At 61.2% G+C, this 26,081-nt stretch carries 25 protein-coding genes; 14 read left to right on the forward strand and 11 right to left on the reverse strand.

Annotation, left to right across the window (positions count from 1 at the left end; translation table 11 throughout):
• Positions 1-166 precede the first annotated feature (166 nt).
• The 9 genes from hycA to hycI all read left to right on the forward strand — a co-directional run bounded on the left by hycA (position 167) and on the right by hycI (position 7,987).
• Positions 167-616 (forward strand): formate hydrogenlyase regulator HycA, encoded by a 450-nt coding sequence (gene hycA, locus JLG71_RS05875; RefSeq protein ID WP_004134329.1) that lies wholly within the window; start codon positions 167-169, stop codon positions 614-616.
• Between the two features lie 82 nt (positions 617-698).
• Complete coding sequence (locus tag JLG71_RS05880; RefSeq protein ID WP_014839318.1) at positions 699-1,307, forward strand: 4Fe-4S dicluster domain-containing protein; 609 nt, start codon at positions 699-701, stop codon at positions 1,305-1,307.
• Complete coding sequence (gene hycC, locus JLG71_RS05885; protein ID WP_025107276.1) at positions 1,304-3,130, forward strand: formate hydrogenlyase subunit 3; 1,827 nt, start codon at positions 1,304-1,306, stop codon at positions 3,128-3,130. The genes JLG71_RS05880 and hycC overlap by 4 nt, the downstream gene beginning before the upstream one ends.
• Positions 3,131-3,132: 2 nt before the next feature.
• Positions 3,133-4,056: a respiratory chain complex I subunit 1 family protein gene (locus tag JLG71_RS05890; protein WP_004104852.1), complete on the forward strand. Its 924-nt coding sequence runs from the start codon at positions 3,133-3,135 to the stop codon at positions 4,054-4,056.
• 17 nt (positions 4,057-4,073) lie between these two features.
• The gene (gene hycE / locus JLG71_RS05895; RefSeq protein ID WP_200914017.1) at positions 4,074-5,783 is read left to right on the forward strand and encodes a formate hydrogenlyase subunit HycE; all 1,710 of its coding nucleotides are present in this window, start codon (positions 4,074-4,076) and stop codon (positions 5,781-5,783) included.
• 9 nt (positions 5,784-5,792) lie between these two features.
• Positions 5,793-6,335: a formate hydrogenlyase complex iron-sulfur subunit gene (locus JLG71_RS05900; protein WP_025107277.1), complete on the forward strand. Its 543-nt coding sequence runs from the start codon at positions 5,793-5,795 to the stop codon at positions 6,333-6,335.
• Positions 6,335-7,102: an NADH-quinone oxidoreductase subunit B family protein gene (locus JLG71_RS05905; protein ID WP_014226531.1), complete on the forward strand. Its 768-nt coding sequence runs from the start codon at positions 6,335-6,337 to the stop codon at positions 7,100-7,102. The genes JLG71_RS05900 and JLG71_RS05905 overlap by 1 nt, the downstream gene beginning before the upstream one ends.
• Positions 7,099-7,509, forward strand: a complete 411-nt coding sequence (locus JLG71_RS05910) for a formate hydrogenlyase maturation HycH family protein (protein ID WP_014226530.1) — start codon at positions 7,099-7,101, stop codon at positions 7,507-7,509. The genes JLG71_RS05905 and JLG71_RS05910 overlap by 4 nt, the downstream gene beginning before the upstream one ends.
• Entirely contained in the window at positions 7,502-7,987 is a 486-nt protein-coding gene (gene hycI / locus JLG71_RS05915) for a hydrogenase maturation peptidase HycI (RefSeq protein WP_048260197.1), read from the forward strand. Before JLG71_RS05910 ends, hycI begins: the two co-directional genes overlap by 8 nt.
• Positions 7,988-8,579: 592 nt before the next feature.
• Here hycI and JLG71_RS05920 read toward each other — a convergent pair.
• Entirely contained in the window at positions 8,580-10,004 is a 1,425-nt protein-coding gene (locus tag JLG71_RS05920; protein WP_104011374.1) for a 6-phospho-beta-glucosidase, read from the reverse strand.
• Between the two features lie 26 nt (positions 10,005-10,030).
• On the reverse strand, positions 10,031-11,473 hold the full coding sequence (ascF, locus tag JLG71_RS05925; protein ID WP_004104835.1) for a PTS cellobiose/arbutin/salicin transporter subunit IIBC: 1,443 nt from the start codon (positions 11,471-11,473) through the stop codon (positions 10,031-10,033).
• A gap of 256 nt (positions 11,474-11,729) precedes the next feature.
• On the opposite strand from ascF, the gene JLG71_RS05930 reads away from it, so the two are divergent.
• The 4 genes from JLG71_RS05930 to JLG71_RS05945 all read left to right on the forward strand — a co-directional run bounded on the left by JLG71_RS05930 (position 11,730) and on the right by JLG71_RS05945 (position 16,662).
• Positions 11,730-12,743: a LacI family DNA-binding transcriptional regulator gene (locus tag JLG71_RS05930; protein WP_025107280.1), complete on the forward strand. Its 1,014-nt coding sequence runs from the start codon at positions 11,730-11,732 to the stop codon at positions 12,741-12,743.
• Positions 12,744-12,877: 134 nt separating this feature from the next.
• Positions 12,878-13,405, forward strand: a complete 528-nt coding sequence (gene hydN, locus JLG71_RS05935) for an electron transport protein HydN (protein ID WP_004104833.1) — start codon at positions 12,878-12,880, stop codon at positions 13,403-13,405.
• Positions 13,406-13,417: 12 nt separating this feature from the next.
• Positions 13,418-15,637: a carbamoyltransferase HypF gene (gene hypF, locus JLG71_RS05940; protein WP_200914018.1), complete on the forward strand. Its 2,220-nt coding sequence runs from the start codon at positions 13,418-13,420 to the stop codon at positions 15,635-15,637.
• Positions 15,638-15,648: 11 nt separating this feature from the next.
• Positions 15,649-16,662 (forward strand): HoxN/HupN/NixA family nickel/cobalt transporter, encoded by a 1,014-nt coding sequence (locus JLG71_RS05945; RefSeq protein ID WP_200914019.1) that lies wholly within the window; start codon positions 15,649-15,651, stop codon positions 16,660-16,662.
• Positions 16,663-16,785: 123 nt separating this feature from the next.
• On the opposite strand, the gene norW is transcribed toward JLG71_RS05945, so the two are convergent.
• Positions 16,786-17,919: an NADH:flavorubredoxin reductase NorW gene (norW, locus tag JLG71_RS05950; protein ID WP_038424877.1), complete on the reverse strand. Its 1,134-nt coding sequence runs from the start codon at positions 17,917-17,919 to the stop codon at positions 16,786-16,788.
• Positions 17,916-19,361 (reverse strand): anaerobic nitric oxide reductase flavorubredoxin, encoded by a 1,446-nt coding sequence (gene norV, locus JLG71_RS05955; RefSeq protein ID WP_161506262.1) that lies wholly within the window; start codon positions 19,359-19,361, stop codon positions 17,916-17,918. The genes norW and norV overlap by 4 nt, the downstream gene beginning before the upstream one ends.
• A 187-nt stretch (positions 19,362-19,548) precedes the next feature.
• On the opposite strand from norV, the gene norR reads away from it, so the two are divergent.
• Positions 19,549-21,093: a nitric oxide reductase transcriptional regulator NorR gene (gene norR / locus JLG71_RS05960; protein WP_064375636.1), complete on the forward strand. Its 1,545-nt coding sequence runs from the start codon at positions 19,549-19,551 to the stop codon at positions 21,091-21,093.
• On the opposite strand, the gene gutQ is transcribed toward norR, so the two are convergent.
• From gutQ to srlA, 7 genes are all read right to left on the reverse strand, one after another.
• Entirely contained in the window at positions 21,056-22,021 is a 966-nt protein-coding gene (gene gutQ / locus JLG71_RS05965) for an arabinose-5-phosphate isomerase GutQ (RefSeq protein ID WP_014226519.1), read from the reverse strand. The two genes, norR and gutQ, sit on opposite strands and share 38 nt — an antisense overlap.
• Positions 22,014-22,787, reverse strand: a complete 774-nt coding sequence (gene srlR, locus JLG71_RS05970) for a glucitol operon DNA-binding transcriptional repressor SrlR (protein ID WP_004104826.1) — start codon at positions 22,785-22,787, stop codon at positions 22,014-22,016. The genes gutQ and srlR overlap by 8 nt, the downstream gene beginning before the upstream one ends.
• Positions 22,788-22,855: 68 nt before the next feature.
• A complete protein-coding gene (gutM, locus tag JLG71_RS05975) occupies positions 22,856-23,215 on the reverse strand; it encodes a transcriptional regulator GutM (RefSeq protein ID WP_049068938.1) in 360 nt (119 codons plus the stop codon).
• A gap of 129 nt (positions 23,216-23,344) precedes the next feature.
• A complete protein-coding gene (gene srlD / locus JLG71_RS05980; RefSeq protein ID WP_102803936.1) occupies positions 23,345-24,124 on the reverse strand; it encodes a sorbitol-6-phosphate dehydrogenase in 780 nt (259 codons plus the stop codon).
• 17 nt (positions 24,125-24,141) lie between these two features.
• The gene (gene srlB, locus JLG71_RS05985; RefSeq protein WP_102803937.1) at positions 24,142-24,504 is read right to left on the reverse strand and encodes a PTS glucitol/sorbitol transporter subunit IIA; all 363 of its coding nucleotides are present in this window, start codon (positions 24,502-24,504) and stop codon (positions 24,142-24,144) included.
• Between the two features lie 13 nt (positions 24,505-24,517).
• A complete protein-coding gene (gene srlE / locus JLG71_RS05990) occupies positions 24,518-25,495 on the reverse strand; it encodes a PTS glucitol/sorbitol transporter subunit IIB (RefSeq protein WP_014226517.1) in 978 nt (325 codons plus the stop codon).
• On the reverse strand, positions 25,492-26,055 hold the full coding sequence (srlA, locus tag JLG71_RS05995; protein ID WP_004104818.1) for a PTS glucitol/sorbitol transporter subunit IIC: 564 nt from the start codon (positions 26,053-26,055) through the stop codon (positions 25,492-25,494). Before srlA ends, srlE begins: the two co-directional genes overlap by 4 nt.
• Positions 26,056-26,081 lie beyond the last annotated feature (26 nt).

The following is a 26,081-nucleotide window of genomic DNA, read 5'->3' on the forward strand; positions in this document are numbered from 1 at the left end:
CCAGGTCATAGGTAATGTCACGAAAATGTCGATGACACGCTGCAGACGTCGTCATCGACATGTCTTTCCGCCCCCCGGAATTTTATAAACATGTTTAAAATCAAATAATTAAATTTTGGCATGAAAAGTGCTTAACCGGTGCATCTCATACAACGGGGGATCCGGGATGACTATTTGGGAATTAAGTGAAAAGGCGGACTACATCGCCGATCGTCACCGTCAGCATCAGGAGCAGTGGCACACCTACTGCAACTCCTTGGTACAGGGGATAACCCTGTCGAAAGCGCGTCTGCATCACGCCATGAGCTGCGCGCCGGATAAAGAACTGTGCTTCGTACTGTTTGGCCATTTTCAGGTCTACGTTGCGCTGGCGGAAGGGTTTAACAGCCACACCATCGAGTATTACGTGGAAACTAAAAACGGCGACGACAGACGTCTGATTGCCCAGGCCACGCTGGGCTCAGACGGCACCATTGATGGCCGGATCAGCAACCGCGATCGCGAGCAGGTTCTGGAGCACTATCTGGCGACTATCGCCAGCGTTTACGACCGTCTCTACGAGGCTATCGAACAAGACCAGCCGGTGGATTTAAGCCACCTGACGCTGGCCCGTTAATCGTCAGGTGTCGACAAGTGTCGAAGCTGACACCTGCGCAACCTGTTTTCGTCAAAAATGACTTTCACCTGAGGATGACCCGGTGAACCGTTTTGTAATTGCTGACTCCACCGTCTGTATCGGCTGTCGCACCTGCGAAGCCGCCTGCGCTGAGACTCACCGCCAGCAGGGCCTGCAGGCCATGCCCCGGCTGCATTTGATGCGCAATGAAAAAGAATCCGCGCCGCAGATGTGCCACCACTGTGAAGATGCTCCCTGCGCCGCCGTCTGCCCGGTTAACGCCATTAATCGCGTCGATGGCGCGGTGCAGCTCAATGAGAGCCTGTGCGTAAGCTGCAAGCTGTGCGGCATCGCCTGTCCGTTCGGCGCCATTGAGTTTTCCGGCAGCCGTCCGCTGGATATGCCGGCTAACGCCAATACGCCCCTGGCCCCCGCCGCGCCGCCGGCGCCGGCCCGCGTCAGCTCGCTGCTCGACTGGGTGCCGGGCGTGCGCGCCATCGCCGTCAAATGCGACCTGTGCCACTTCGATGAGCAGGGCCCGGCGTGCGTACGCACCTGCCCGACCAAAGCGCTGCTGCTGGTGGATATCCGCGATATCGCCCAGGCCAGCAAGCGTAAGCGGCAGCTGACTTTTAATACCGATCTCGGCGATCTGTCGCTGTTCCAGGCGCAACAAGGGGACGTGAAATGAGTGTGATTTCCTTAGTGAATCAGGCGGTGGCCTGGTACGCCGCCAGCGCGGTGCTGGCGTTTCTGTTCGCCCTGCGCAAACCGCTGAGCGGGGCGATCGCCGGGATTGGCGGCGCGGTCGCCAGCGCGATGCTGGTGCTGGCGGGCGGAACGGCGCTGCTGATGCCGGAGCGCGTTAGCGGCGGCATGCTGCAGATGCTGCATTTGACCCTGCGCGTGGGCGGCGTCAACGCGCTGTGGCTGCTGGCGATCGGCCTGTCGGCACTGCCGATTTCGCTGTTCAATATCGCCTGGCATCGTCACCCGCAGGTGAAAGCCAACGGCCTGCTGGTGAATCTGCTGCTGGCCGCCGCCGTCTGCGCCGTGGTGGTGACGAACTTCGGCGCGCTGGTGGTGATGGCGGAGATTATGGCCCTTTGCGCCGCGTTTCTTACCGGCTGCGCGCAGTCCGGCAAGCTGTGGTTTGCGCTGGGTCGCCTCGGTACGCTGCTGATGGCGTGGAGCTGCTGGCTGGTCTGGTCGTCCTACGGCACCCTTGAGCTGGCGCAGATTACCCAGCTGGCGATGGCGGCGCCGCAGAACGCGCTGCTATGGCTGCCGGGCCTGGTCGGCTTTGCGCTGCTGGCCGGAGTTATTCCGCTGCACGGCTGGGCGCCGCAGGCTCACGCCGGTGCCAGCGCGCCGGCCGCCGCGCTGTTTTCCACGGTGGTGATGAAGGTCGGTCTCTACGGCATCCTGACGGTCTCGCTGGCCGGCAGCGTACCGCCGCTGTGGTGGGGCGTGATGCTGCTGGTGTTGGGCATGATCACCGCCTTCGTCGGCGGGCTGTACGCCCTGATGGAGCACAATATTCAGCGCCTGCTGGCGTACCACACCCTGGAAAACATCGGCATTATCCTGCTCGGCCTCGGGGCGTTCGTCACCGGCGTGGCGACCCATAACCCGACCCTGATGGTGCTGGGCTTTATTGGCGGCATGTATCACCTGATCAACCATAGCCTGTTTAAAACCACCCTGTTCCTCGGCGCGGGGGCGGTGTGGTTCCGCACCGGCCATCGCGATATCGAAAAGCTCGGCGGGATCGGCAAGAAAATGCCGCTGATTTCGCTCGCGATGCTGGTGGGCCTGATGGCGATGGCCGCGCTGCCGCCGCTGAACGGCTTTGCCGGGGAGTGGGTTATCTATCAGTCCTTCTTTAAGCTGAGCACCGGCGACGCGTTTGTTGGCCGCCTGCTCGGGCCGCTGCTGGCGGTAGGCCTGGCAATTACCGGCGCGCTGGCGGTGATGTGTATGGCGAAAGTCTACGGCGTCACCTTCCTCGGCGCGCCGCGAAGCAAAGAGGCGGAAAACGCCACCTGCGCACCGGGGCTGATGACCTTTAGCGTGGTGCTGGCCGCCGTCTGCTGCGTGATTGGCGGGGTTGCCGCGCCGTGGCTGCTGCCGCTGGTGAGCGGGGCGTTTCCGGTGCAGGCGGAGGTCTCCAGCGCGGTGTCCCAGCCGATGATCGCCATTCTGCTGATTGCCTGCCCGCTGCTGCCGCTGCTGCTGATGATCTTCTTCAAGGGCGATCGCCTGCCGGCGCGCTCCCGCGGCGCGGCCTGGGTCTGCGGCTACGACCATGAAAAATCCATGGTGGTGACCGCCCACGGTTTCGCCATGCCGGTGAAAGAAGCCTTTGCGCCGATTCTGAAACTGCGCCACTGGCTGAACCCGGTGCGCCTGGTGCCCGGCTGGCAGAACGCTTCCGCGCCTGCGCTATTTCGCGGCGTGGCGCTGGTGGAGCTGGCGGTACTGGTGGTGATTGTGATTTCCCGAGGAGCCTGAGAATGAGCGTATTAATTGCATTGTTGCAGGCGCTGGTGCTGTTCGCCGTCGCGCCGCTGTTGTCCGGGGTGACCCGCGTCGCCCGCGCGCGTCTGCATAATCGCCGCGGTCCGGGCGTGCTGCAGGAGTACCGGGACATTCTGAAACTGCTGGGCCGCCAGAGCGTTGGCCCGGATGCCTCCGGCTGGGTCTTCCGCCTGACGCCGTACGTGATGGTCGGCGTGATGCTGACCATCGCCACCGCGCTGCCGGTGGTGACCGTTGATTCGCCGATGGCGGGGCTGGGCGACCTGATTACCCTGATCTACCTGTTCGCTATCGCCCGCTTCTTCTTTGCTATTTCCGGCCTTGATACCGGCAGCCCGTTTACCGCTATCGGGGCGAGCCGCGAAGCGATGCTCGGCGTGCTGGTGGAGCCCATCCTGCTGCTCGGCCTGTGGGTCGCGGCGCAGGTCGCGGGGTCCACCCATATCAGCAGTATCACCGACACCATTTATCACTGGCCTGTCGCCCGCACTCTTCCGCTGATTCTGGCGCTGTGCGCCTGCGCCTTCGCCACCTTTATCGAAATGGGCAAGCTGCCGTTCGACCTGGCGGAAGCGGAGCAGGAGCTGCAGGAAGGCCCGCTCTCGGAATACAGCGGCAGCGGCTTCGGCGTGCTGAAGTGGGGCATCAGCCTCAAGCAGCTGGTGGTCCTGCAGATGTTCGTCGGCGTATTTATCCCGTGGGGACAGATGACCAGCTTTAGCGTCGGCGGTCTGCTGCTGGCGCTGGTGGTTGCCGTCGTCAAGCTGGTGCTCGGCGTGCTGGTGATTGCGCTGTTCGAAAACAGCATGGCGCGTCTGCGCTTTTGCGCCACCTCCCGCGTCACCTGGGCCGGGTTTGGTTTTGCCTTTTTAGCCTTCGTCTCCTTGCTGGTGGCGTGATTTAAGAGAGTTTGAGCATGTCTGAAGAAAAAATCGGTCAACACTATCTCGCCGCGCTGCATCAGGCCTTTCCGGGCGTGGTGCTGGATGAAGCCTGGCAGACCAAAGACCAGTTGACGGTCACGGTGAAGGTCAACTATCTGCCGGAAGTGGTCGAGTTCCTGTACTACAAGCAGGGCGGCTGGCTGTCGGTGCTGTTCGGCAACGATGAACGCAAGCTGAACGGCCACTACGCCGTCTATTACGTGCTGTCGATGGAGCAGGGCACGAAGTGCTGGATCACCGTGCGCGTGGAAGTGGACGCCAATAAACCCGAGTATCCGTCGGTGACGCCGCGCGTGCCGGCGGCGGTATGGGGCGAGCGCGAAGTGCGCGACATGTACGGCCTGGTGCCGGTGGGGCTGCCGGACGAGCGCCGGCTGGTGCTGCCGGACGACTGGCCGGATGAACTCTATCCGCTGCGTAAAGACAGCATGGACTACCGCCAGCGTCCGGCGCCGACCACCGACGCCGAAACCTACGAGTTTATCAACGAGCTGGGCAGCAAGAAAAACAACGTGGTGCCGATTGGCCCGCTGCACGTCACCTCCGACGAACCGGGCCACTTCCGCCTGTTCGTTGACGGCGAGAATATTATCGACGCCGACTACCGCCTGTTCTACGTTCATCGCGGGATGGAAAAGCTGGCGGAAACCCGGATGGGCTACAACGAAGTCACCTTCCTGTCGGACCGCGTGTGCGGTATCTGCGGTTTCGCCCACAGCACCGCCTACACCACTTCGGTGGAGAACGCGATGGGCATCGTGGTGCCGGAGCGCGCGCAGATGATCCGCGCCATTCTGCTGGAGGTGGAGCGCCTGCACTCGCACCTGCTGAACCTCGGCCTCGCCTGCCACTTTACCGGCTTCGACTCCGGGTTTATGCAGTTCTTCCGCGTGCGCGAAACCTCGATGAAGATGGCGGAAATTCTTACCGGGGCGCGTAAAACCTACGGTCTGAACCTGATTGGCGGCATTCGTCGCGATCTGCTGAAAGAGGACATGATCCAGACCCGCCAGCTGGCGCAGCAGATGCGCCGCGACGTGCAGGAGCTGGTAGATATGCTGCTCAGCACGCCGAATATGGAGCAGCGTACCGTGGGCATCGGTCGTCTCGACCCGCAAATCGCCCGCGACTTCAGCAACGTTGGCCCGGTGGTGCGCGCCAGCGGCCACGCCCGCGATACCCGCGCCGATCACCCGTTTGTCGGCTACGGCCTGCTGCCGATGGAAGTGCACAGCGAACAGGGCTGCGACGTCATCTCGCGCCTGAAGGTGCGCATCAACGAGGTCTACACCGCGCTGAACATGATCGACTTCGGCCTCGATAACCTGCCGGGCGGCCCGCTGATGGTCGAAGGGTTCACCTATATTCCGCACCGCTTCGCGCTGGGCTTCTCGGAAGCGCCGCGCGGAGATGATATCCACTGGAGCATGACCGGCGACAACCAGAAGCTGTACCGCTGGCGCTGCCGGGCGGCGACCTACGCCAACTGGCCGACCCTGCGCTATATGCTGCGCGGCAATACCGTCTCCGACGCGCCGCTGATTATCGGCAGCCTCGACCCGTGCTACTCCTGCACCGACCGCATGACCGTAGTCGACGTGCGCAAGAAGAAAAGCAAAGTGGTGCCGTACAAAGAGCTGGAGCGCTACAGCATCGAGCGTAAGAGCTCGCCGCTGAAATAAGGAATCGCCATGTTTACCTTTATTAAAAAAGTCATCAAAACCGGCACCGCGACGCACTCATACCCGCTGGAGCCGATGCCGGTGGATAAAAACTTCCGCGGCAAACCGGAGCATAACCCGCAGCAGTGCATCGGCTGCGCCGCCTGCGTTAACGCCTGTCCGTCGAACGCCCTGACGGTGGAGACCGATCTGGCCACCAACCAGCTGGCGTGGCAGTTCAACCTCGGACGCTGCATTTTCTGTGGACGCTGCGAAGAGGTTTGCCCGACGGCGGCGATTAGGCTCTCTCAGGAGTACGAGCTGGCGGTGTGGAAAAAAGAGGATTTCCTCCAGCAGTCGCGTTTTGCCATCTGCCACTGTCGGGTATGCGCACGGCCGTTCGCCGTACAGAAAGAGATCGACTACGCCATCGCGCTGCTCAAACACAACGGCGACAGCCGCGCCGAGCTGCATCGCGAAAGCTTTGAGACCTGCCCGGAGTGTAAACGCCAGAAGTGCCTGGTGCCGTCCGACCGTATTGAACTGACTCGCCATATGAGAGAGGCCAGCTGATGAGCAACTTATTAGGCCCGCGCGATGAAAACGGCATTCCGGTGCCGATGACGGTGGATGAGTCCATCGCCAGCATGAAGGCATCGCTGCTGAAGAAAATTAAGCGTTCCGCCTACGTCTACCGGGTGGACTGCGGCGGCTGCAACGGCTGCGAGATCGAGATTTTCGCTACCCTGTCGCCGCTGTTCGACGCCGAGCGTTTTGGGATCAAAGTGGTGCCGTCGCCGCGTCACGCCGATATTCTGCTGTTTACCGGAGCGGTAACCCGGGCGATGCGTTCTCCCGCGCTGCGCGCGTGGCAGTCCGCGCCGGACCCGAAAATCTGTATCTCCTACGGCGCCTGCGGCAACAGCGGCGGCATCTTCCACGACCTCTACTGCGTATGGGGCGGCACCGATAAAATCGTGCCGGTGGATGTCTATATTCCCGGCTGCCCGCCGACCCCCGCCGCGACGCTGTACGGCTTCGCGATGGCGCTGGGCCTGCTGGAGCAGAAAATCCACGCCCGCGTGCCAGGCGAACAGGACGAACGGCCGACCGAGCTTCTGCATCCGGATATGGTACAGCCGCTGCGGGTGCGCATCGACCGCGAAGCGCGCCGGCTGGCGGGCTATCGCTACGGTCGCCAGATAGCCGACGACTATATGCGCCTGCTGGGACAGGGCGATAGCCAGGTGGTGCGCTGGCTGGAGGCGGAAAAAGATCCGCGCCTGACCGAGATCGTCACCCATCTGAACCAGGTGGTCGAAGGAGCGCGTATCCGATGAGCGAGACGGTGGTGTTCAGTCAGCTGAGCCGTAAATTTATTGATGAGAACGATGCGACGCCCGACCAGGCGCAGCAGGTGGTCTATTACAGCCTGGCAATTGGCCACCACCTCGGCGTGATCGACTGCCTTGAGGCGGCGCTGAGCTGCCCGTGGCAGGCGTATCTGGCGTGGATTGCGACCCTCGAAGAGGGCAGCACCGCGCGGCGCAAAATGGAAGGCGTGCCGAAGTACGGCGAGATTGTTATCGACAGCAATCATGTGACGATGCTGGCTAACGCTTTTGATAAAGCGCAGGCCCGGCAGACTCCCGAGCAGCAGGCGTGGAGCAAAACGCTGCTCAGCATGCTGCATGATATTCACCAGGAAAGCGCCATCTACCTGATGGTGAGGAGACTCCGTGACTGACGTTTTACTCTGTGTCGGCAATAGTATGATGGGCGACGACGGCGCAGGTCCGCTGCTGGCGGAGATGTGCGCGGCTAACCCCGTCGGCGAATGGGTGGTGATTGACGGCGGCAGCGCGCCGGAGAACGATATCGTCGCCATTCGCGAGCTGCGCCCCGAGCGCCTGCTGATCGTCGATGCCACCGATATGGGCCTGAATCCCGGCGAGATCCGCATCGTCGATCCGGACGATATCGCCGAGATGTTTATGATGACCACCCACAATATGCCGCTCAACTATCTGATCGATCAGCTAAAAGAGGATATCGGCGAGGTGATTTTCTTGGGCATTCAGCCGGATATCGTCGGCTTTTATTACCCGATGACCCAGCCGATTAAGGACGCGGTCGAGGTGGTGTACGCGCGGCTTGATGGCTGGCAGGGGAATGGCGGTTTTGCGGCACTTGAAGCCGCAGAGGAGGCGGCGTTCCCCGGCTAAGCGCAGAGCGAGCCGGAAGTTCGGTCAGGGGAGCAAGCGTAATTTTTTCCCGGGTCGCGGCGTAAACGCCTTACCCGGGCTACCGGTTCGCGGGCGTTGATGAACCTGTAGCCGGAAGTTCGGTCAGGGGAGCAAGCGTACTTTTTTCCCGGGTCGCGGCGTAAACGCCTTACCCGGGCTACCGGTTCGCGGGCGTTGATGAACCTGTAGCCGGAAGTTCGGCCTGGGGGAGCAAGCGTACTTTCTTCCCGGGTCGCGGCGTAAACGCCTTACCCGGGCTACCGGTTCGCGGGCGTTGATGAACCTGTAGCCGGAAGTTCGGTCAGGGGAGCAAGCGTACTTTTTTCCCGGGTCGCGGCGTAAACGCCTTACCCGGGCTACCGGTCCGCGGGCGTTGATGAACCTGTAGCCGGAAGTTCGGCCAGGGGGAGCAAGTGTGCTTTTTCCCGGGTCGCGGCGTAAACGCCTTACCCGGGCTACCGGTCTGCGGGCGTTGATGAACCTGTAGCCCGGCTAAGCGTAGCGCAAGCCGGGAAAATTTCCGTGTTACAGGTGTTTGTTAGGCTGAGGCTCCCTCAGTCCGCGGGGCACACTACGCCAGATCTTCCCCATTGCTGGCAATCACCTTCTTATACCACCAGAACGACTTTTTGCGTTTTCGCGCCAGCGTGCCGCGTCCGGCATCGTCGCGGTCGACGTAGACAAAGCCGTAGCGCTTGCTCATCTCGCCGGTAGAGGCGGACACCAGATCGATACAGCCCCAGCTGGTGTAGCCCATCACCGGAATGCCGTCCTCGATGGCGTCACCCATCGCCTTAATATGCTCGCGCAGATAGCTGATGCGATAGTCGTCATTAATCTCGCCGTTAGCGTCAATCTCATCCCGCGCGCCGAGACCGTTTTCCACGAGGAACAGCGGTTTCTGGTAGCGGTCATACATCATATTCATGGTGATGCGCAGGCCGAGCGGGTCGATGCCCCAGCCCCATTCGCTGGCCTGAATATGCGGGTTCTTCAGCGATTTAACAATATTGGCGGCGCTGGTGTTGCCGGCGTTCATCTCCGCCGACGCGCAGCGCGAAGCGTAGTAGCTGAAGGAGACGAAATCAACGGTATGGCGCAGGGTCTCATCATCGCCCGCTTCTTTGGCGATGGTCACGCCTTTCTCGCGGAATACCCGCGCCGCCCACACCGGATACGCGCCGCGCGCCTGGACATCGATAAAGAACAGGTTCTCGCGATCTTTCTCCAGCGCCATCCACACGTCTTCCGGCTTACAGGAGTAAGGGTAGAAGTTGCCGCCCGCCAGCATACAGCCGACCTGATTTTGCGGATTCACCTCGTGGGCGATTTTGGTCGCTAAGGCGCTGGCGACCAGTTCATGATGGGCGGCCTGGTATTTCACCTGCTCCTGATTTTCCCCCTCTTCAAACACCAGACCGGCGCCGGAGAACGGGCTATGCAGCATGATGTTGATTTCATTGAAGGTAAGCCAGTATTTCACCAAGCCATCAAAGGCTTCAAAGCAGGTGCGGGCGTAGCGGGTGAAGAACTCCACCATTTTTCGATTGCGCCAGGAGCCGTACTCGGTGACCAGGTGCATCGGCACGTCGAAATGGCACAGCGTCACCAGCGGCTCGATGCGGTGCTTTTTGCACTCCTCGAACAGCGAGCGATAAAAGGCGATCCCTTCCGGGTTCGGTTCCAGCTCATCGCCCTTAGGAAACAGACGGCTCCAGGCGATAGAGGTGCGGAAGACGCTAAAGCCCATCTCCGCCATCAGGGCGATATCTTCTTTATAACGATGATAAAAATCGATCGCCTCGTGGCTCGGGTAGAACTCATCGTCGCGCAGCGCGAAGCGTTTCTCCTGCCCCAGCTTGACCGCCAGGCGGTGCGCGCCGTGGGGAATCATATCGACGGTGGTCAGCCCTTTGCCACCCTCCAGATATGCCCCTTCGGACTGGTTGGCGGCCAGTGCGCCGCCCCATAAAAATCCCTGTGGAAAAGTCGCCATGCGTTACCTCGTTAACAAAATGGTGTTCAGGCGTGAGAAGCCTGGGTGCCGGCCTGGCGCTGTCTGGCGTCGGCGGCGGCTTCTTCTTGCGGAATATCTTCAAAGCCAAGCATTAGCGTCAGGACAAACGACAGCACTACCGCCAGCGCCATGACGCCGAAGACCCAGACGATGGTCATCGGATTGGCCGGGTCGAAAAACTGGACGCTGGTAAACAACCCCGGCGCCGCCATTGAGTGGCTGGCGAGCCCGGCAATACCGGCCACCGCGCCGCAGATAAAGCCGCTGATCAGGCTGGCGATCAGCGGTCGCTTCAGCCGCACCGCCACGCCGTACAGCGCCGGTTCGGAAATCCCCGCCAGAATCGCGGAAGCCGCGGCCGCCAGCGCCGTCTGGCGCAGCTCCGGGTTTTTGGTTTTCCACGCCACCGCCAGCGACGAACCGCCCAGCGACAGATTAGCGCCGATTTCCGACGGCATTACCATGCCCTCTTTGCCGGTTTCGGCGATGGTCTGAATGATAGTCGGGGTAAAGACCCGGTGCATCCCGGTCATCACCAGCAGCGGCCACAGGGCGCCCATAATCGCCACCGACAGCCAGCCGAGATAGCTGTGGATCGTATAGACCAGCGCGGAAATGGCGCTACCGATCCAGATGCCGAGCGGGCCAATCAGCAGAATCGACAGCGGAGCGGCGATCAGCACGATCAGCATCGGTTTAAGGAAGTTTTTTGTCACCGCCGGGGTGATACGGTCGACCCAGCGTTCGATATAGGAGAGGCACCAGGTCATCACCAGCGCCGGGATCACGGTATAGGTGTATTTCACCGCCGTCACCGGAATAAAGGCGAACTCCACGTGCTCGCCCTGGGCGGCTTTGGCCATCAGCTCGATAAAGCTCGGGTGTACCAGCACCCCGGCAATCGCAATCGCCAGCGACATATTGGTTTTGAACTTCACCGCCGCGGAGGCCGCGACCATCAGCGGCAGGAAGAAGAACGCGCCGTCGCCGATCACCGTCAGAATAGTCAGCGTTGGCGCGCCTTTGGGCAGCGCGCCGGTCATCTCGAGGATCATTGCCAGCAGCTTAACCATCGATCCGCCGATAATCGCCGGGATCAGCGGCGACATGGTGCCGATCAGCGCGTCGAGGATCCCGGCGCCGATGCGTTTCAGGGTAATGGGCGGTTTCCCCTGCGGTTCGGCGGGGCGCAGATCCCCCGGCAGCAGCGCAACCACTTCACGATACGCCTGGGAGACGGTATTGCCCACGATCACCTGGCACTGGTTATCGCTACGTACGACGCCGAGCACGCCTTTCAGCCCTTTGAGGGTGGCGCTGTCGACCCGCTCGTTGTCTTTGACCACGAAACGCAGGCGGGTCATGCAGTGAGTGACGGCGGCAACGTTATCTGCGCCGCCAATTGCCGCGATAATCTGCTGCGCCAGAGCTGCATAATTTTTAGACATCGGATTTTATCCTGTTTATCAATGGGGTACTGGCTTGTCGCCGCGCCGGAAAGCGGAGCGGCATCATGCATACATAGGAAACCGGTTCCACAAAATCATGATTAGTTTCATTAATTCATACAAGAAATAAAAAAATAAGATCTCGATTTTGTGATTTTGATCGCTGTGTGCGCATCAGCGCGGGCGACGCGCAAATGCTGAAAAAGCGCAGCGCGTGCAGTACACTGCGGGCAACATTGGCAACAGGAATAACCACATGGCAACGATGCTGGAGGTAGCGAAGCGCGCGGGGGTGTCAAAGGCCACCGTTTCGCGGGTGCTGTCGGGGAACGGCTATGTCAGCCAGGAGACCAAAGATCGCGTCTTCCAGGCGGTGGCCGAAAGCGGCTACCGGCCGAATCTGCTGGCGCGCAACCTGGCGACGAAAAAGACCCAGACCCTCGGGCTGGTGGTGACCAACACCCTTTATCACGGCGTCTATTTCAGCGAACTGCTTTACCACGTGGCGCGGATGACCGAAGACAAAGGGCGGCAGCTGATCCTCGCCGACGGCAAGCACAGCGCGGAGGAGGAGCGCGAGGCGATTCAGTATCTGCTCGATCTGCGCTGCGATGCGATTATTATCTATCCGCGCTTTCTCAGCGTTGATGAGATGGATGAGATTATCGAAAATCACGAGCGGCCGATCATGGTGCTCAACCGCCGCCTGCGCCGCAACGCCAGCCACTGCGTCTGGTCCGATCAAAAGGCCTCGGCGATGATGGCGGTGGAAAAGCTTATCGCGCTGGGCCATCGGGAAATCGCGTTTATTACCGGTTCGCTGGATTCGCCAACCGGCGTAGAGCGCCTCTCGGGCTATAAAGACGCGCTGGCCCGCGGCGGCATTGCCCTGAATGACTCTCTGATCGTCGAAGGCCGCTGGACGCCGGAAACCGGCGCGGCGGGAGTCGAGACGCTGCGCCAGCGCCGCGTCGGCTATAGCGCGCTGGTGGCGAGCAACGACGATATGGCGGTTGGCGCGATGAAGCAGCTGCATCAGCTCGGCGTCAAGGTCCCGGAGCAGGTTTCGGTGGTGGGCTTTGACGATATCGCGCTGGCGCCGTTTATGGTGCCGGCGCTCTCCAGCGTCAAAGTCCCGGTGACGGAGATGATCAAAGAGAGCATTAACCGGCTGATCTTTATGCTCGACGGCGGCGATTTTAAATTTCAGCAAACCTTTTCCGGCGAGCTGATTGAACGCGACTCGATGGTTCCCGGCCCGCACGCCTGACGTCGTCAGCTGTCATCGTCACAACTGACGATGACAGTATCTCCCGTATTTATCTTCTTTAATATCAGTTAGATAAAAGTTGGAACGCATTATGCATACTCCGGCGCGTAACCTTCTTACAGCTGGAGAAATGGATGAACCGTTTCATTATCGCCGACGCGAGCAAATGCATCGGCTGCCGCACCTGTGAAGTGGCCTGCGTGGTCTCTCATCAGGAAAATCAGGACTGCGCCGCGCTGACGCCAAAAAGCTTTTTACCGCGTATTCACGTGATCAAAGGCGTTAACGTGTCGACGGCCACCGCCTGCCGTCAGTGCGAGGACGCCCCGTGCGCCAACGTCTGTCCGAACGGCGCGATCAGCCGCGATCAGGGCTTCGTCCACGTGATGCAGGAGCGCTGCATCGGCTGCAAAACCTGCGTGGTGGCCTGTCCCTACGGCGCCATGGAAGTGGTGGTGCGCCCGGTTATCCGCCACAGCGGCGCGGGGCTGAACGTGATGGCGGAAAAAGCCGAAGCCAACAAATGCGACCTTTGCCACCACCGTGAGGAAGGCCCGGCCTGTATGGATGCCTGTCCGACCCACGCGCTGATTTGCGTCGACCGCAACAAGCTCGAACAGATGAATATCGAAAAACGCCGCCGCACCGCGCTGGCCTGGTAAGCCGGTCGCGCAATGAACGGGGTGCAAATCCGCATTCGCGGTAAAGTGCAGGGGGTGGGATTCCGCCCCTTCGTCTGGCAGCTGGCGCAGCAGCTGGGGCTGCGCGGCGACGTGTGCAACGACGGCGACGGCGTGCTGGTGCGCCTTGTCGGCGATGATGCGCCATTTCTCGCCGCGTTAACCCGGCGCTGCCCGCCGCTGGCGCGTATCGACAGCGCGGCAGCGGCGCCTTTTGTCTGGGCCGCGCCGCCGCCGGGCTTTACCATCCGCCAAAGCGGGGCCGGAAGCATGCGCACGCAGATTGTGCCCGATGCCGCTACCTGCCCGGCATGTCTGGCGGAGATGAACAACCCGCGGGAGCGCCGCTACCGCTATCCGTTTATCAACTGCACCCACTGCGGGCCGCGCTTTACCATTATTCGCGCTATGCCCTACGACCGCCCGCTGACCTCTATGTCGCCGTTTCCTCTTTGCCCCGCCTGCGCGGCGGAATATGGCGATCCCGCCGATCGCCGCTTTCACGCGCAGCCGGTAGCCTGCGCCGAGTGCGGGCCGCAGCTGGAGTGGCGCGGCCCGCAGGAACATTTATTTGGCGAAGCCGCCTTAGATGCGACGATTGCTCGCCTGCTGGCGGGCGATATTGTGGCGGTGAAGGGGCTGGGCGGTTTCCATCTGCTGTGCGACGCCGGAAACCGCGAGGCCGTGGCGAAGCTGCGGGCGCATAAGCATCGCCCGGCGAAACCGCTGGCGGTGATGCTGGCGACGACGGCGGGGCTCGATGAACCGGCGCTGACGCTGCTGACCTCTCCCGCCGCGCCGATCGTGCTGCTGGAGAAAACGCAGGTGGCCGGCCTGTGCGACCAGATTGCGCCAGGGCTTGCGGAAGTAGGGGGGATGCTGCCGTCTAATCCACTGCAGCATTTACTTTCGCAGGCGCTGGCGCGCCCATTAGTGATGACCTCCGGCAACCTCAGCGGCCGCCCGCCGGCGTTAACCAACGCCGAGGCGCTGGCGGATTTAGCCGGAATTGCCGACGGATTTCTGCTGCATAATCGCGAGATTGTGCAGCGGATGGATGATTCCGTGGTGCGGCAAAGCGGCGAGATGCTGCGCCGTGCCCGCGGCTACGTGCCTGACGCGCTGGCGCTGCCGCCGGGTTTCCACGACGTACCGCCGCTGCTGGCTCTCGGCGCGGATATGAAAAATACGTTCTGCCTGCTGCGCGGCGATGAAGCGGTGCTCAGCCAGCATTTTGGCGATCTCGATGAGGAGGGCGTCGAGGCGCAGTGGCGGCAGGCGCTGCGTCTGATGCAGGAGATTTACGCTTTTACCCCCCAGCGGGTGGTTGCCGACGCCCATCCCGGCTACCGCGCTTCGCGGTGGGCGGCGTCGCTTATGCTGCCGGTGGACCGCGTGTTGCATCATCATGCCCACGCGGCCGCCTGCCTGGCCGAGCACCGCTGGCCGCGGGAGGGCGGCGACGTGATTGCCCTGACCCTCGACGGTATCGGGATGGGGGAAAACGGCGAACTGTGGGGCGGCGAGTGCCTGCGGGTCAACTATCGCGAGTGCGAGCATCTCGGCGGTCTGCCGGCGGTGGCGCTGCCTGGCGGCGACCTCGCGGCGCGTCAGCCGTGGCGCAATCTGCTCGCCCACTGCCTGGCCTTCGTCCCCGAGTGGCAGAATTATGCCGACACCGCCGCGCTGCGCCAGCAAAGCTGGCCGCTGCTGGCGCGGGCAATCGAGCGCGGTATTAATGCGCCGCAGGCATCGTCGTGCGGCCGTCTGTTTGACGCCGTCGCCTGCGCGCTGGGCTACGCTCCGCTAACCCTGAGCTATGAGGGGGAAGCGGCGTGCCGTCTGGAGGCGCTGGCGGCGACCTGCGCAGGCGTGGATCATCCGGCGACGCTGCCGTGGCGCGATGGAAAACTGGATCTGGCGACGTTCTGGCAGCAGTGGCTGAGCTGGCAGGCGAGCCCGGCGCAAAAAGCGTGGGCCTTTCATGATGCGCTGGCCCGCGGGCTGGCGGCCATGATGCGCGATTGCGCGAACGCGCGGAATATTCACACGCTGGCCTTCGGCGGCGGGGTACTGCACAACCGCCTGCTGACGGCGCGATTGACCTTTTATCTGGCCGATTTTACTCTGCTCTTTCCGCAGCAGCTGCCCGCAGGCGATGGCGCGATTGCCTTCGGCCAGGCGGTTATCGCTGCGGCCCGCCTGCAGGCTTAAAGGACACCGATATGATAGTGACGATTTTGCGTCAGCAGCCGCGCGCAGCGGCGCTGGTGCTGACATTGATTGCCGCCAATTTGCTGGCCTGGGGCTGGGCGTTTACGGCGTTCGGCGGCAGCGGCGCGCTGATGGCCGCCAGCCTGCTGGCCTGGGGTTATGGTCTGCGCCACGCGGTGGACGCCGACCATATCGCGGCCATCGACAACGTGACCCGCAAAATGATGCAGCAGGGGAAGCGGCCTTTTGCCGTTGGCGCGTGGTTCTCGCTGGGGCATTCGTCGATTGTGGTGCTGGCTTCGGCGGCGATTGCCGCGACCGCCACCGCGTTTGGCCAGCAGATGAGCTGGTTTCACGAGACCGGCAGCGTTATCGGCACCGCCGTGTCGGCGCTGTTTCTGCTGGTGATGGCCTTTATCAACCTGGTCATTTTGCGCAGCGTCTGGCGCAGCTTTCGGGCGTGGAAGCAGGGCGAAAAGGTGAGCGATGAGGTCATGACCGGCGGCGGCATGATGAGCTGGTTGTTCGGTAAAACCTTCCGCCTGATTAGCCGCAGCTGGCAGATGTATCTGGTGGGCTTTCTGTTTGGCCTCGGCTTTGATACGGCGACGGAAATCGGCGTGCTGGGGATCTCCGCCGCCAGCGCGTCGAGCGGGGTGTCAATTTGGTCGATTATGGTTTTTCCGGCGCTGTTCGCCAGCGGGATGGCGCTGGTGGATACGCTCGATAACGTGCTGATGGTCGGCGCCTACGGCTGGGCGTTCAGCAAGCCGCAGCGCAAGCTCTATTACAATATGACCATTACCGGCACCTCGGTGGTGGTGGCGCTGTTTATCGGCGGTCTGGAAGCGCTGGGGCTGTTGATGGATAAGTTCTCTCTGAGCGGCGGCCTCTGGCGCTGGGTTGGCGCATTGAACGACCATCTCGGCGACGCCGGTTTTGTGGTGGTCGGGCTGTTCGTGGCCTGCTGGGTGCTGTCGGTGCTCAACTACCGCTGGCGCGGGTACGATAATCTGGCGCGGTAGGTTGGGCATTTCCCCGGCTCGCGCTGCGCTTAGCCGGGCTACCAAACCCGAGCGCCTCGCAAGTTGGGTAGCCCGGGTAAGGCGTTTACGCCGCGACCCGGGAATAACATTATTTCATCGAGGTTAACTCACCAGCTGCTTGAGCAGGGCAAAAGCATCTTTCATGCGATCCTCGCTGACCACAAAAGCGCGCAGCTGGTTCTCGGCGTCAACGCCTTTCGCGACCAGGCCGTCTTTGGCGGCAACGATATTCCACGTCAGATCCTCGCGCCGGGTATCGCCCGCCAGGTGCAGCGGTAAATCCGGCGTTTTGACCTTCACCAGCATCGGCGGCAGCTTCAGTTCTCCCTGCTGGGCCAGCAGATTTTTACTCAGGCACATAGCGCTTAGCAGAATCGGCTGCAGAAAAGGCAGGACCATGCCGTTGATTTCCGCGCAATCGCCGAGGGCGTAAATCGCCGGATGGCTGGTTTGCAGTTGGCTGTTCACCACCACGCCGCGGTGCGTCTGCAGTCCCGCATGCCGCGCCAGCGCCGTTTCCGGGCGTAAACCGGCGGCGGCCACCACCGCATCCACCGTCACCGTACGCTGGCGGTCAAGGGTGACGCGAATCCCGTCGGCGCTCTGCGCCAGGCTTTCCAGCTGGGACTTCAGCATCAGATGCACGCCCATGTCGGTCAGACGATGCTGCAGTCGGCTGCTGGCCTCGGGCGGCATCAGGGCCGACAGTACGCTGGCGGAGTTATCCACCACCGTCACCGCTTTGCCGGCGCGGCAGAAATCCATCGCCAGCTCGCAGCCAATCAGCCCGCCGCCAACGATCAGCACCCTTTTTGCATCGCGCAGCTGGCTTTGCGCCGCACCGTATTCCCGCTGGCTGTTCAGGGTCAGCATCAGCTCGCGGCCCGGCACCGGTGGGATAAACGGCGTCGCGCCGGTGGCCAGCACCAGTTTGTCATAGCGCCACTCGCGGTCCTGGCTCTTCACCAGGTGCTGCTCGGCGTCGATATCGCTGACCCAGGTATGCGGAAACAGGCGCAGATTGTACTGCTCGGCAAACTCGCCCGCCGTTTGCAGGGTCAGGTCGTCGGCGTTCTGCCCGCGGCTGACCACATGGCTGAGATCCGGTTTGTTGTACTCATCCATGCTGTCGGCGGCGATCAGGGTCAGCGGGATATTCGGGTCCTGCTTGCGAATATTTTTCACCAGCTGACGGGCCGCGAAGCCCGAACCGATGATGACGATGCCATCACTCATTTTGCCTCCGATGCCAGAACGTCAAACACATCTTTACCCAGCGAACACTCAGGGCAGAGGAAGTTATCCGGGACTTCGCTCCACGGCGTGCCCGGCTGGACGTCCTGGTTCGGTTCGCCCTGTTCGGGGTCGTAAATCCACTGGCAAACGCTGCACTGCATTTTCGGGCCGAGATCGGCTGCCGCTGGCGCTGCGCAGGGCGTTGCCTCAGGCGCGGCGTGTTTGGTCTGGCTCGCCGGCAGCGGGGAGAGGGCCCACTGGCGGGCGATTTCGCGGCCGTGCTCGCGGCACACTTCCAGCGCGTCGAGATCCGGGCGCCATTTGGCCTTCAGGCTCAGGGACATTTCAAAGCCCGCATCCTGTAAACGCGTGGACAGGCGGTCAACCGCGCCGCCGCTCCAGCCGTGGGAGCCGAAGGCGCTGGCGCGCTTGTTACGGAAACGCAGGCCGGTCATCTCCTCCACCAGCCCGGCGATTTTCGGCATCATCACGTTATTCATGGTTGAGGTGCCGACCAGCACGCCCTTCGAGCGGAACACGTTGGTCAGAATGTCATTTTTATCGCTGCGGGCGACGTTGAAAATTTTCACCGCCACGCGCGGATCCACGTCGGTAATGCCCTGGGCTATCGCGTCGGCCATCATGCGGGTGTTGTTGGACATGGTGTCGTAGAAAATCGTGATGCGGTCTTCTTGATAATCCGCCGCCCACTCGAGATATTTTTCGACGATCTGCGTCGGGTTATCGCGCCAGACCACGCCGTGGGAGGTCGCAATCATATCCACCGGCAGGTTAAAGCCGAGGATTTCGGTAATTTTCGGCGTCACCAGGCGGCTGAACGGGGTCAGAATATTGGCATAGTAGCGCTGGCACTGCTCGTAAAGCTCAACCTGGTCAACTTCATCATTAAACAGATGTTCATCGCAGTAGTGCTGGCCGAAGGCGTCGTTGCTGAACAGCACCGCGTCGCCGGTCATATAGGTCATCATGCTATCCGGCCAGTGCAGCATCGGGGTTTCGACGAAAATCAGCTGCTTGCCGTTGCCGATATCCAGGCTGTCGCCGGTTTTCACCACCTTAAAATTCCACTCCGGGTGATGATGGTGTCCGGTGATGGAGTCGATGGCGTTGGCGGTACAGTAAATCGGGGTGTCCGGGATCTGGGTCATCAGCTCGGTCAGCGCGCCGGCATGGTCCTCCTCAGCATGGTTGATAATGATGTAATCAATATCGGCGAGGTCGATTTTACCGCGCAGGTTCTGCACGAATTCACGGCTGAATTTATGATCGACGGTATCGATCAGCACATTTTTTTCTTCCCGGATGAGATAGCTGTTGTAGCTGCTGCCGCGCAGCGTTTTGTATTCAGTCCCGTGGAAATCACGCACTTCCCAGTCGCGTTGGCCAACCCAATGAATGTTATTTTTAACCAGAATAGACATAGCAACCTCAATTAATTCAGCAGTGTTCAAATAAGATGTTTTGCTTATATCAAGTTGCGTGCCAACTTTTTAATTAATTGAATTTAAAGTGTTTTAAGTTTTTTATTAAATCTGTTGATGTCAAAATGACAATGGTTAAAATAGTCGATATGACTACGCTTGGTGTCAAAATGACTATGAGGCGACAATGAGTTTCTCCGTCGAGGCCCTGGCGAAAATCGCCATTGATTTACAAAGCGATCTCGGCCATGCCGACCGTTTTTCGCGTTTGATTACCACCCTGCGGCAGATACTCGGCTGCGATGCTTCGGCGCTGCTGCGCTACGAGGCGCACCAGTTTGTGCCGCTGGCGATTGATGGCCTGGCCCAGGACGTACTTGGCCGACGCTTTGCCCTTGAAGGCCACCCGCGGCTGGAGGCGATTGCCCGGGCGGGGGACGTGGTGCGCTTCCCGGCGGATAGCGATCTGCCGGACCCTTACGATGGCCTGATCCCCGGACAGGAGAGCCTGAAGGTGCACGCCTGCGTCGGCCTGCCGCTGTTTGCCGGGCAAACCCTGATCGGCGCGCTCACCCTCGACGGCATGGATGCGGACCGTTTTGACAGCTTCAGCGACGAGGAGCTGCGCCTGATTGCCGCCCTGGTGGCCGGGGCGCTCAATAACGCGCTGCTGATCGCCCGGCTGGAGAATCAAAACGTGCTGCCGGAGCAGGCTATCGTGTATCCGGCAGCCGAACGTCAGGAGATGATTGGCCTGTCGGCGCCGATGCTGCAGCTGAAAAAAGAGATCGATATCGTCGCGGCTTCTGACTTAAACGTGCTGATTAGCGGCGAGACCGGCACCGGCAAAGAGCTGGTGGCGAAAGCGGTGCATCAGGGGTCGCCGCGGGCGGCCAATCCGCTGGTCTATCTCAACTGCGCGGCCCTGCCGGAGAGCGTGGCGGAGAGCGAGCTGTTTGGCCACGTCAAAGGGGCGTTTACCGGGGCGATCAGCAACCGCAGCGGTAAATTTGAAATGGCGGACAACGGGACGCTGTTCCTCGATGAAATTGGCGAGCTTTCGCTGGCGCTCCAGGCCAAGCTGCTGCGGGTGCTGCAGTATGGCGATATTCAGCGCGTCGGCGACGATCGCAGCCTGCGGGTTGATGTGCGGGTGCTGGCGGCCACCAACCGCGACCTGCGTCAGGAGGTGGTGGAGGGGCGCTTTCGCGCCGACCTGTATCATCGCCTGAGCGTGTTTCCGCTGTCGGTTCCGGCGCTGCGCGAGCGGGAAAGTGATGTAGTGCTGCTGGCCGGCTATTTTTGCGAACAGTGCCGTTTGCGTATGGGGCTGGCGCAGGTGATTTTAAGCGAAGCGACGCGGGCCAGGCTGCTCGCCTGGTCATGGCCGGGCAACGTACGCGAACTGGAGCACGCGATTCATCGGGCGGTGGTGCTGGCGCGGGCGACGCAGGCGGGTAATGATATCGTGCTGGAGCCGCAGCATTTTCAGCTGGCCGGGGAAGCGCCAGCCTTGCCGACCGTCAGCCCGCAGCCGGCGGCGGAAGCGGTGAGCCTGCGCGAGGCGACGGAGGCGTTCCAGCGCGAAGCGATCGCCAGCGCGCTGGCGGCTAATGGCCGCAGCTGGGCCGCCACCGCCCGCGCGCTGGGGCTCGACGTCGCCAACCTGCACCGGCTGGCGAAACGTCTGGGGCTTAAAGGATCCCGGCCTGATAAAAGTTCTGCAGGTTAATCGCGCCGACCAGCTGGCCGCTTTCATCCACCACCGGAGCGGCGCTGATTTTATGCTTCATCAGGCGCTCTTTGGCTTCTATCGCGCGGCTTTCCGCTTGCAGAGTGACGCCGTTGCGGGTCATCGCCTGGCTGACGATATCCTGTAAGCTGCCGCCGCCCACCAGCCAGCGGCGCAGGTCGCCGTCGGTAAAGACGCCCTGCACGTGATTGCGCTCATCGCAGACCGCCACCAGCCCCAGGCCGGTGCGGCTGAGTTCGAGCATCGCGTCCATGACGCTGGTGTCGTTGGCGACGCGCGGCACGTCGCCGTCGCGGCGCATCAGATGGTGAACTTTGTTCAGCAGCCGCGCGCCCAGCGCGCCGGCCGGGTGCGAACGGGCGAAATCTTCTTCGTTAAAGCCGCGGGCCTGCATGACCGCCATGGCCAGCGCGTCGCCGAGCATCAGGGTATTGACGGTGCTGGAGGTGGGCGCGAGGTGCATCGGGCAGGCTTCACGCTCTACGGCAATATCAAGCACCGCTTTGGCCGCCAGCGCCAGCGGTGAAGTGGATTTACCGGTCATCGCCAGCAGCGGAATGGATTTTTCCTCCAGGCGCGGAACGATAAGATCCAGCTCTTTAGCGCTGCCGGAGTAAGAGATAAACAGCATCACGTCGCGGCTGTCGAGCATGCCGAGGTCGCCGTGCAGCGCTTCCGCCGGGTGAACAAAAAATGCCGGGGTGCCGGTGCTGGCGAAGGTGGCGGCCAGCTTTTTACCAATATGACCCGATTTACCGATACCGGAGACGACCAGTTTGCCCTCGCAGTGGATAATGGTTTCCGCCGCGCGGATGAAGTCGTCGCCCAGGCGTTCAGGCAGGCGGCTCGCCTCCTGAAGCTCCAGCATCAGGGTCTGGCGTCCGGCTTCTAACAGAAAGTTACTCATGATGTTCTCCAGTAATAATGACTTCGATGCCTTTGTCTTCCAGCGCCCGCTTAAATTCCGGGCTGATATCGGCATCGGTAATCAGTTTGTCTACGCTCTCCAGGCCGCAGACAATATTGGGACTTTTGCGGCCAAACTTCGACGAGTCGGCCATCAGGATAACTTCGCGGGCGGCATTGCACATCGCTTTGCTGACCGTATAAACCTCATTAAAGGTGGTGACGCCGGCGATTAAATCAATGCCGTCGGTGCCCATAAACAGTCGATCGAAGCTGAAGTGTTCGAAGGCGTTTTCCGCCAGCTGGCCGTGAAAGGAGGCCGATTTTTTGCGGAACGTGCCGCCCGGCATCAGGATGGTTTGTTCGTTATCCAGTTCGGAGAGGGCGTTGACGATATGCAGGCTGTTGGTCATCACGGTAATGTTATTGAAGCGGCTGAGCATCGGCACCATTTGCAGCACCGTACTGCCGGCGTCAAGAATGATCGAGTCGCCATCGTGAATGAAGCTGACCGCGGCTTCGGCAATCCGCTCTTTTTTATGGGTGTTGATCAGCGTTTTGTGGTCGATGGGCGGATCGGCCTCGTCTTTATTTAACACCACGCCGCCGTAAGTGCGGATAACGGTACCGGCATTCTCAAGGATCACCAGATCCTTACGGATGGTGGTGCCGGTGGTGTCGAAGTGTTGCGCCAGCTCTTCGACCGAGCATTTGCCCTGCGATTGCAGGTGCTCGAGAATGGCTGCCTGGCGCTGACGTGGTTTCATAGGCGTTGTATCCTGCGTTTAAAGTTTCGAAATGATAATTTCGCAAGATATTAACGTTCACAACGAAATTATCCATGTTTCGGATTAAGCGCTAATGATAGTGCATTCTGACAGAGCGGATCATTGGGAAAGATCACATCAGGCTGCAATTCCTTAAGATGCTTGCCGGTGAGGGCGGGAATTTTTTGCGGCCTGGCGAAGACGGTGAGGCCTTTCATTAACAGCGTATCGTGAATGCGGTCGTTTTCGTCGACGGCGATGGCGACGACGGCGCGCGGCTTGAACCGCCCCGAGGAGCGGCCGACGCCGACGCGTCCCTGCTGGCACAGCCGATCGAATGCGCGATTGAACTGCCTGATCTGCCAGCCGCCAAAGGCGAGCTGGGTTATCCAGGCGATGGCGGCGATAGTGATAAGTGCGGTAACCATAAAAGTCTCCTTAAGGCGTGTGCGATATTTCCCCGGAGGCGGCGCGTTGCGCCTTACCCGGGCTACGGATCGGCGCGGGGTGCCGGTTTTGTAGCCCGGATAAGCGCAGCGCAATCCGGGACCTCTGGTTTAAAACATCACCTGCCCGCCGGTGACGTTGATGGACTGCCCGGTGCAGTATGAAGCCTGCGGACTGGCGTAAAACATCAGCACGTTAAGTACGTCCTGGTAATCGCAGCCGCGCTTCAGCGGGACTTTGTCGATGTAATACTGCTCGACCTGCTCCTCCGGGATCCCCAGCTTGGTGGCGTACTGCGGCAGCAGAGACTGGAACATCGGCGACTTCAGCAGGTTGCCGAGCATCAGGGAGTGCACGGTAATCCCGTACTCCGCGAGGTCCAGCGCCAGCGACTGCGTCAGCCCCACGCCGCCAAACTTCGCCGCGCTATAGCCGGAGTTATGCTTGCTGCCCACTTTGCCGGATTTAGAGTTGATCTGGATGATGCGTCCTTTAATGCCGTCGCGGATCATCAGGCGAGAGAACTCGCGGGCGCAGAGGAAGTAGCCCACCAGATTCACCTGCAGCGAACGGTCGAAATCCCCCAGCGCGAAGTCGCTGATAAACGCCGCTTTAGCGATCCCGGCGCTATAGACCAGCAGGTCGACGCTGGAAAATATTTCGTCTACCCCGCGGGCGAGGGCGACCACGCTGGCTTCGCTGGTGGCATCCGCGCCGAAGCCCCACGCCGTGCCTTCGCCATGTTCTGCATTGATGGCCTGCGCGACGCGGGTCGCTTTATCGCTCTGAATATCGACCACCGCCACGCGATAGCCTTCTGCGGCAAGCCCGCGACACAGAAACTCCCCTAAGGTTTGTCCCCCACCGATGACAACAGCAACCTGATTCATAATTTTCTCCTTACAGCTTAAGCAACAAATTTCAGTACGCAGCCGGCGGCGATACCTTCCGGCACCGGCCCCGCCACGTGTACGGTTCCGGGGAATTCCGCTTCGCGGTGGCCGTCAAAGCGCAGCGTGATATGGCCCAGCTCGCGCAGGTTCTGCTCGGCGACTTCGCCGACGGCGGTGACCGGGTAGCGCAGCTCGCCGAGCTGCAGCTCAGCGCCCGGCACCAGCGCTCCGGAGAGCTCGCCGTGGTTGTGAATAAAGCAGTACTCTTCGATATCGGCCGGGGCGCCTTCGCGGAAGGTGATCAGCATCTGCTCGTCCAGCGCCATCGCCGCGCTGGCGCCGATATGCGTAATGGTGGTCTGGTAAATCACGGTCATCTTCAGGCACCTATTATTGGTAAATAAATCCGGAAACGAACCAGGCGATCAGCACCGTTGGCGCGCCGGTCAGGAAGCGGCTCACCAGTACCGACGGTACGCCGACGCGCACGGTGTCCTGGCGCGCTTCCGCCAGCGACAGGCCAACCGGGATAAAGTCGCAGGCGGCCTGGGCGTTAATGGCGAACAGCGCGGGCAGGGCGAGATGCGGCGGAATATTGCCAAGGCCAATCTGCACGCCAATCAGCACGCCGATAACCTGGGCGATGACCGCGCCGGGGCCGAGAAACGGCGACAGCAGCGGGAAAGAGCAGATCAGCGCCAGGGTCACGAGGCCCAGCGGATGGCTGGCGAGCGGCGCCAGGCCGTGGGCAATCCAGTCGCCGATGCCGGAGGCCATGATGATGCCGATCAGCGCCGCGACGAAGGCCATAAACGGCAGAATGGTTTTCAGCACCGTATCGATGGTGTCGCGCCCGGCCTGGAACAGCACCGCCACGACCGAGCCCATCCCCATACCAACTTTGGCCAGCAGGCCGTCGCTCTGCTCGGTTATTTTCTTGCTGGTGTCATAGTCGCGGGCCGCCGGCTGGGCAGGCGCGGCCTGCGGGGCCGGGGAGGGACCCTCTTCCAGCGCGAAAATGTTCTCTTCTTTGACGCCGGAAACGTAAATGTCCTCGACGATGTACTGCGCCAGCGGACCCGATTTGCCGGTCGCGTGGATATTAATGGTCGGGATGCGGCGCTTCGGGTAGATACCGCAGCGCAGGGTGCCGCCGCAGTCGATAATCGCCACGCCGATTTCCGCTTCCGGCGGTTCGCCCTCTTTGAAGCCATCGACCGCCTGCCAGCCGGTGAGGCGGGCAATTTTATCGACGATCGCCGGGCGGGTGCCCGCGGTGATATAGACAATCTTTTTACCGGCAACGGCGTCCAGTTCGAGCGGGCCGCCCCAGCCGCCGGCGCCTTTTTCAATGCGAATACGGGTCATGATGTCGCTCCTGACAGATGCACTTTCTGCTCAAGCTGGATGGCCATTTTTTTCTCAAAAATCGACGTGGTCAGGTCGGTCACCCAGCCGCGGAAGAAGTTCGTCACCAGGCCCACCAGCAGATAGCTCACCGCCAGCGGCCCTAACGGTAGACCGAGGGTGGTTAGCCCGTTGGCGATCCCCAGATAGACGAACAGTTCGCCGGGGTTGATGTGCGGAAACAGGCCGTTCATTGAGTGGCAGCTGTAGGAGGCCGCCGCGTAGTAGCTCGGTTTGTATTTCTCGGGCATAAAGCGCCCAAGGCTCAGGGTCATCGGGTTACAGAAAACGAAGGTGCCGATGCAGGGCAGCAGCAGGTAGCGGGAGATCGGATTACCGGCGCAGCGCTGCGCCAGCTTTTCGATCCGCTGCTGACCAATAAAGTTGATCAGCGCGTTCATGATCACCAGCAGACTGATCAGCAAAGGCAGGATCCCGGTGACCATACCGGTGAACACCTCGCCTCCCTTCTGAAACAGGCCGATAAACCATTCGGCGCCGTGGGTAACGACTTCAATCATTGTTCTCTCCTTCAGCGTGTTATTTT

Source organism: Klebsiella michiganensis, from assembly GCF_015139575.1.
In the GTDB taxonomy this organism is placed as follows: Bacteria; Pseudomonadota; Gammaproteobacteria; order Enterobacterales; family Enterobacteriaceae; genus Klebsiella; species Klebsiella michiganensis.

What these genes read in the sequence shown, in the direction of transcription:
- hycA (WP_004134329.1), top strand. Translation starts at nt 167, where the DNA reads ATGACTATTTGGGAATTAAGTGAAAAGGCGGACTACATCGCCGATCGT.
- hycC (WP_025107276.1), top strand. Translation starts at nt 1,304, where the DNA reads ATGAGTGTGATTTCCTTAGTGAATCAGGCGGTGGCCTGGTACGCCGCC.
- JLG71_RS05890 (WP_004104852.1), top strand. Translation starts at nt 3,133, where the DNA reads ATGAGCGTATTAATTGCATTGTTGCAGGCGCTGGTGCTGTTCGCCGTC.
- hycE (WP_200914017.1), top strand. Translation starts at nt 4,074, where the DNA reads ATGTCTGAAGAAAAAATCGGTCAACACTATCTCGCCGCGCTGCATCAG.
- JLG71_RS05900 (WP_025107277.1), top strand. Translation starts at nt 5,793, where the DNA reads ATGTTTACCTTTATTAAAAAAGTCATCAAAACCGGCACCGCGACGCAC.
- JLG71_RS05905 (WP_014226531.1), top strand. Translation starts at nt 6,335, where the DNA reads ATGAGCAACTTATTAGGCCCGCGCGATGAAAACGGCATTCCGGTGCCG.
- JLG71_RS05910 (WP_014226530.1), top strand. Translation starts at nt 7,099, where the DNA reads ATGAGCGAGACGGTGGTGTTCAGTCAGCTGAGCCGTAAATTTATTGAT.
- JLG71_RS05920 (WP_104011374.1), bottom strand. Translation starts at nt 10,004, where the DNA reads ATGGCGACTTTTCCACAGGGATTTTTATGGGGCGGCGCACTGGCCGCC.
- ascF (WP_004104835.1), bottom strand. Translation starts at nt 11,473, where the DNA reads ATGTCTAAAAATTATGCAGCTCTGGCGCAGCAGATTATCGCGGCAATT.
- JLG71_RS05930 (WP_025107280.1), top strand. Translation starts at nt 11,730, where the DNA reads ATGGCAACGATGCTGGAGGTAGCGAAGCGCGCGGGGGTGTCAAAGGCC.
- hydN (WP_004104833.1), top strand. Translation starts at nt 12,878, where the DNA reads ATGAACCGTTTCATTATCGCCGACGCGAGCAAATGCATCGGCTGCCGC.
- hypF (WP_200914018.1), top strand. Translation starts at nt 13,418, where the DNA reads ATGAACGGGGTGCAAATCCGCATTCGCGGTAAAGTGCAGGGGGTGGGA.
- JLG71_RS05945 (WP_200914019.1), top strand. Translation starts at nt 15,649, where the DNA reads ATGATAGTGACGATTTTGCGTCAGCAGCCGCGCGCAGCGGCGCTGGTG.
- norW (WP_038424877.1), bottom strand. Translation starts at nt 17,919, where the DNA reads ATGAGTGATGGCATCGTCATCATCGGTTCGGGCTTCGCGGCCCGTCAG.
- norV (WP_161506262.1), bottom strand. Translation starts at nt 19,361, where the DNA reads ATGTCTATTCTGGTTAAAAATAACATTCATTGGGTTGGCCAACGCGAC.
- norR (WP_064375636.1), top strand. Translation starts at nt 19,549, where the DNA reads ATGAGTTTCTCCGTCGAGGCCCTGGCGAAAATCGCCATTGATTTACAA.
- gutQ (WP_014226519.1), bottom strand. Translation starts at nt 22,021, where the DNA reads ATGAGTAACTTTCTGTTAGAAGCCGGACGCCAGACCCTGATGCTGGAG.
- srlR (WP_004104826.1), bottom strand. Translation starts at nt 22,787, where the DNA reads ATGAAACCACGTCAGCGCCAGGCAGCCATTCTCGAGCACCTGCAATCG.
- gutM (WP_049068938.1), bottom strand. Translation starts at nt 23,215, where the DNA reads ATGGTTACCGCACTTATCACTATCGCCGCCATCGCCTGGATAACCCAG.
- srlD (WP_102803936.1), bottom strand. Translation starts at nt 24,124, where the DNA reads ATGAATCAGGTTGCTGTTGTCATCGGTGGGGGACAAACCTTAGGGGAG.
- srlB (WP_102803937.1), bottom strand. Translation starts at nt 24,504, where the DNA reads ATGACCGTGATTTACCAGACCACCATTACGCATATCGGCGCCAGCGCG.
- srlE (WP_014226517.1), bottom strand. Translation starts at nt 25,495, where the DNA reads ATGACCCGTATTCGCATTGAAAAAGGCGCCGGCGGCTGGGGCGGCCCG.
- srlA (WP_004104818.1), bottom strand. Translation starts at nt 26,055, where the DNA reads ATGATTGAAGTCGTTACCCACGGCGCCGAATGGTTTATCGGCCTGTTT.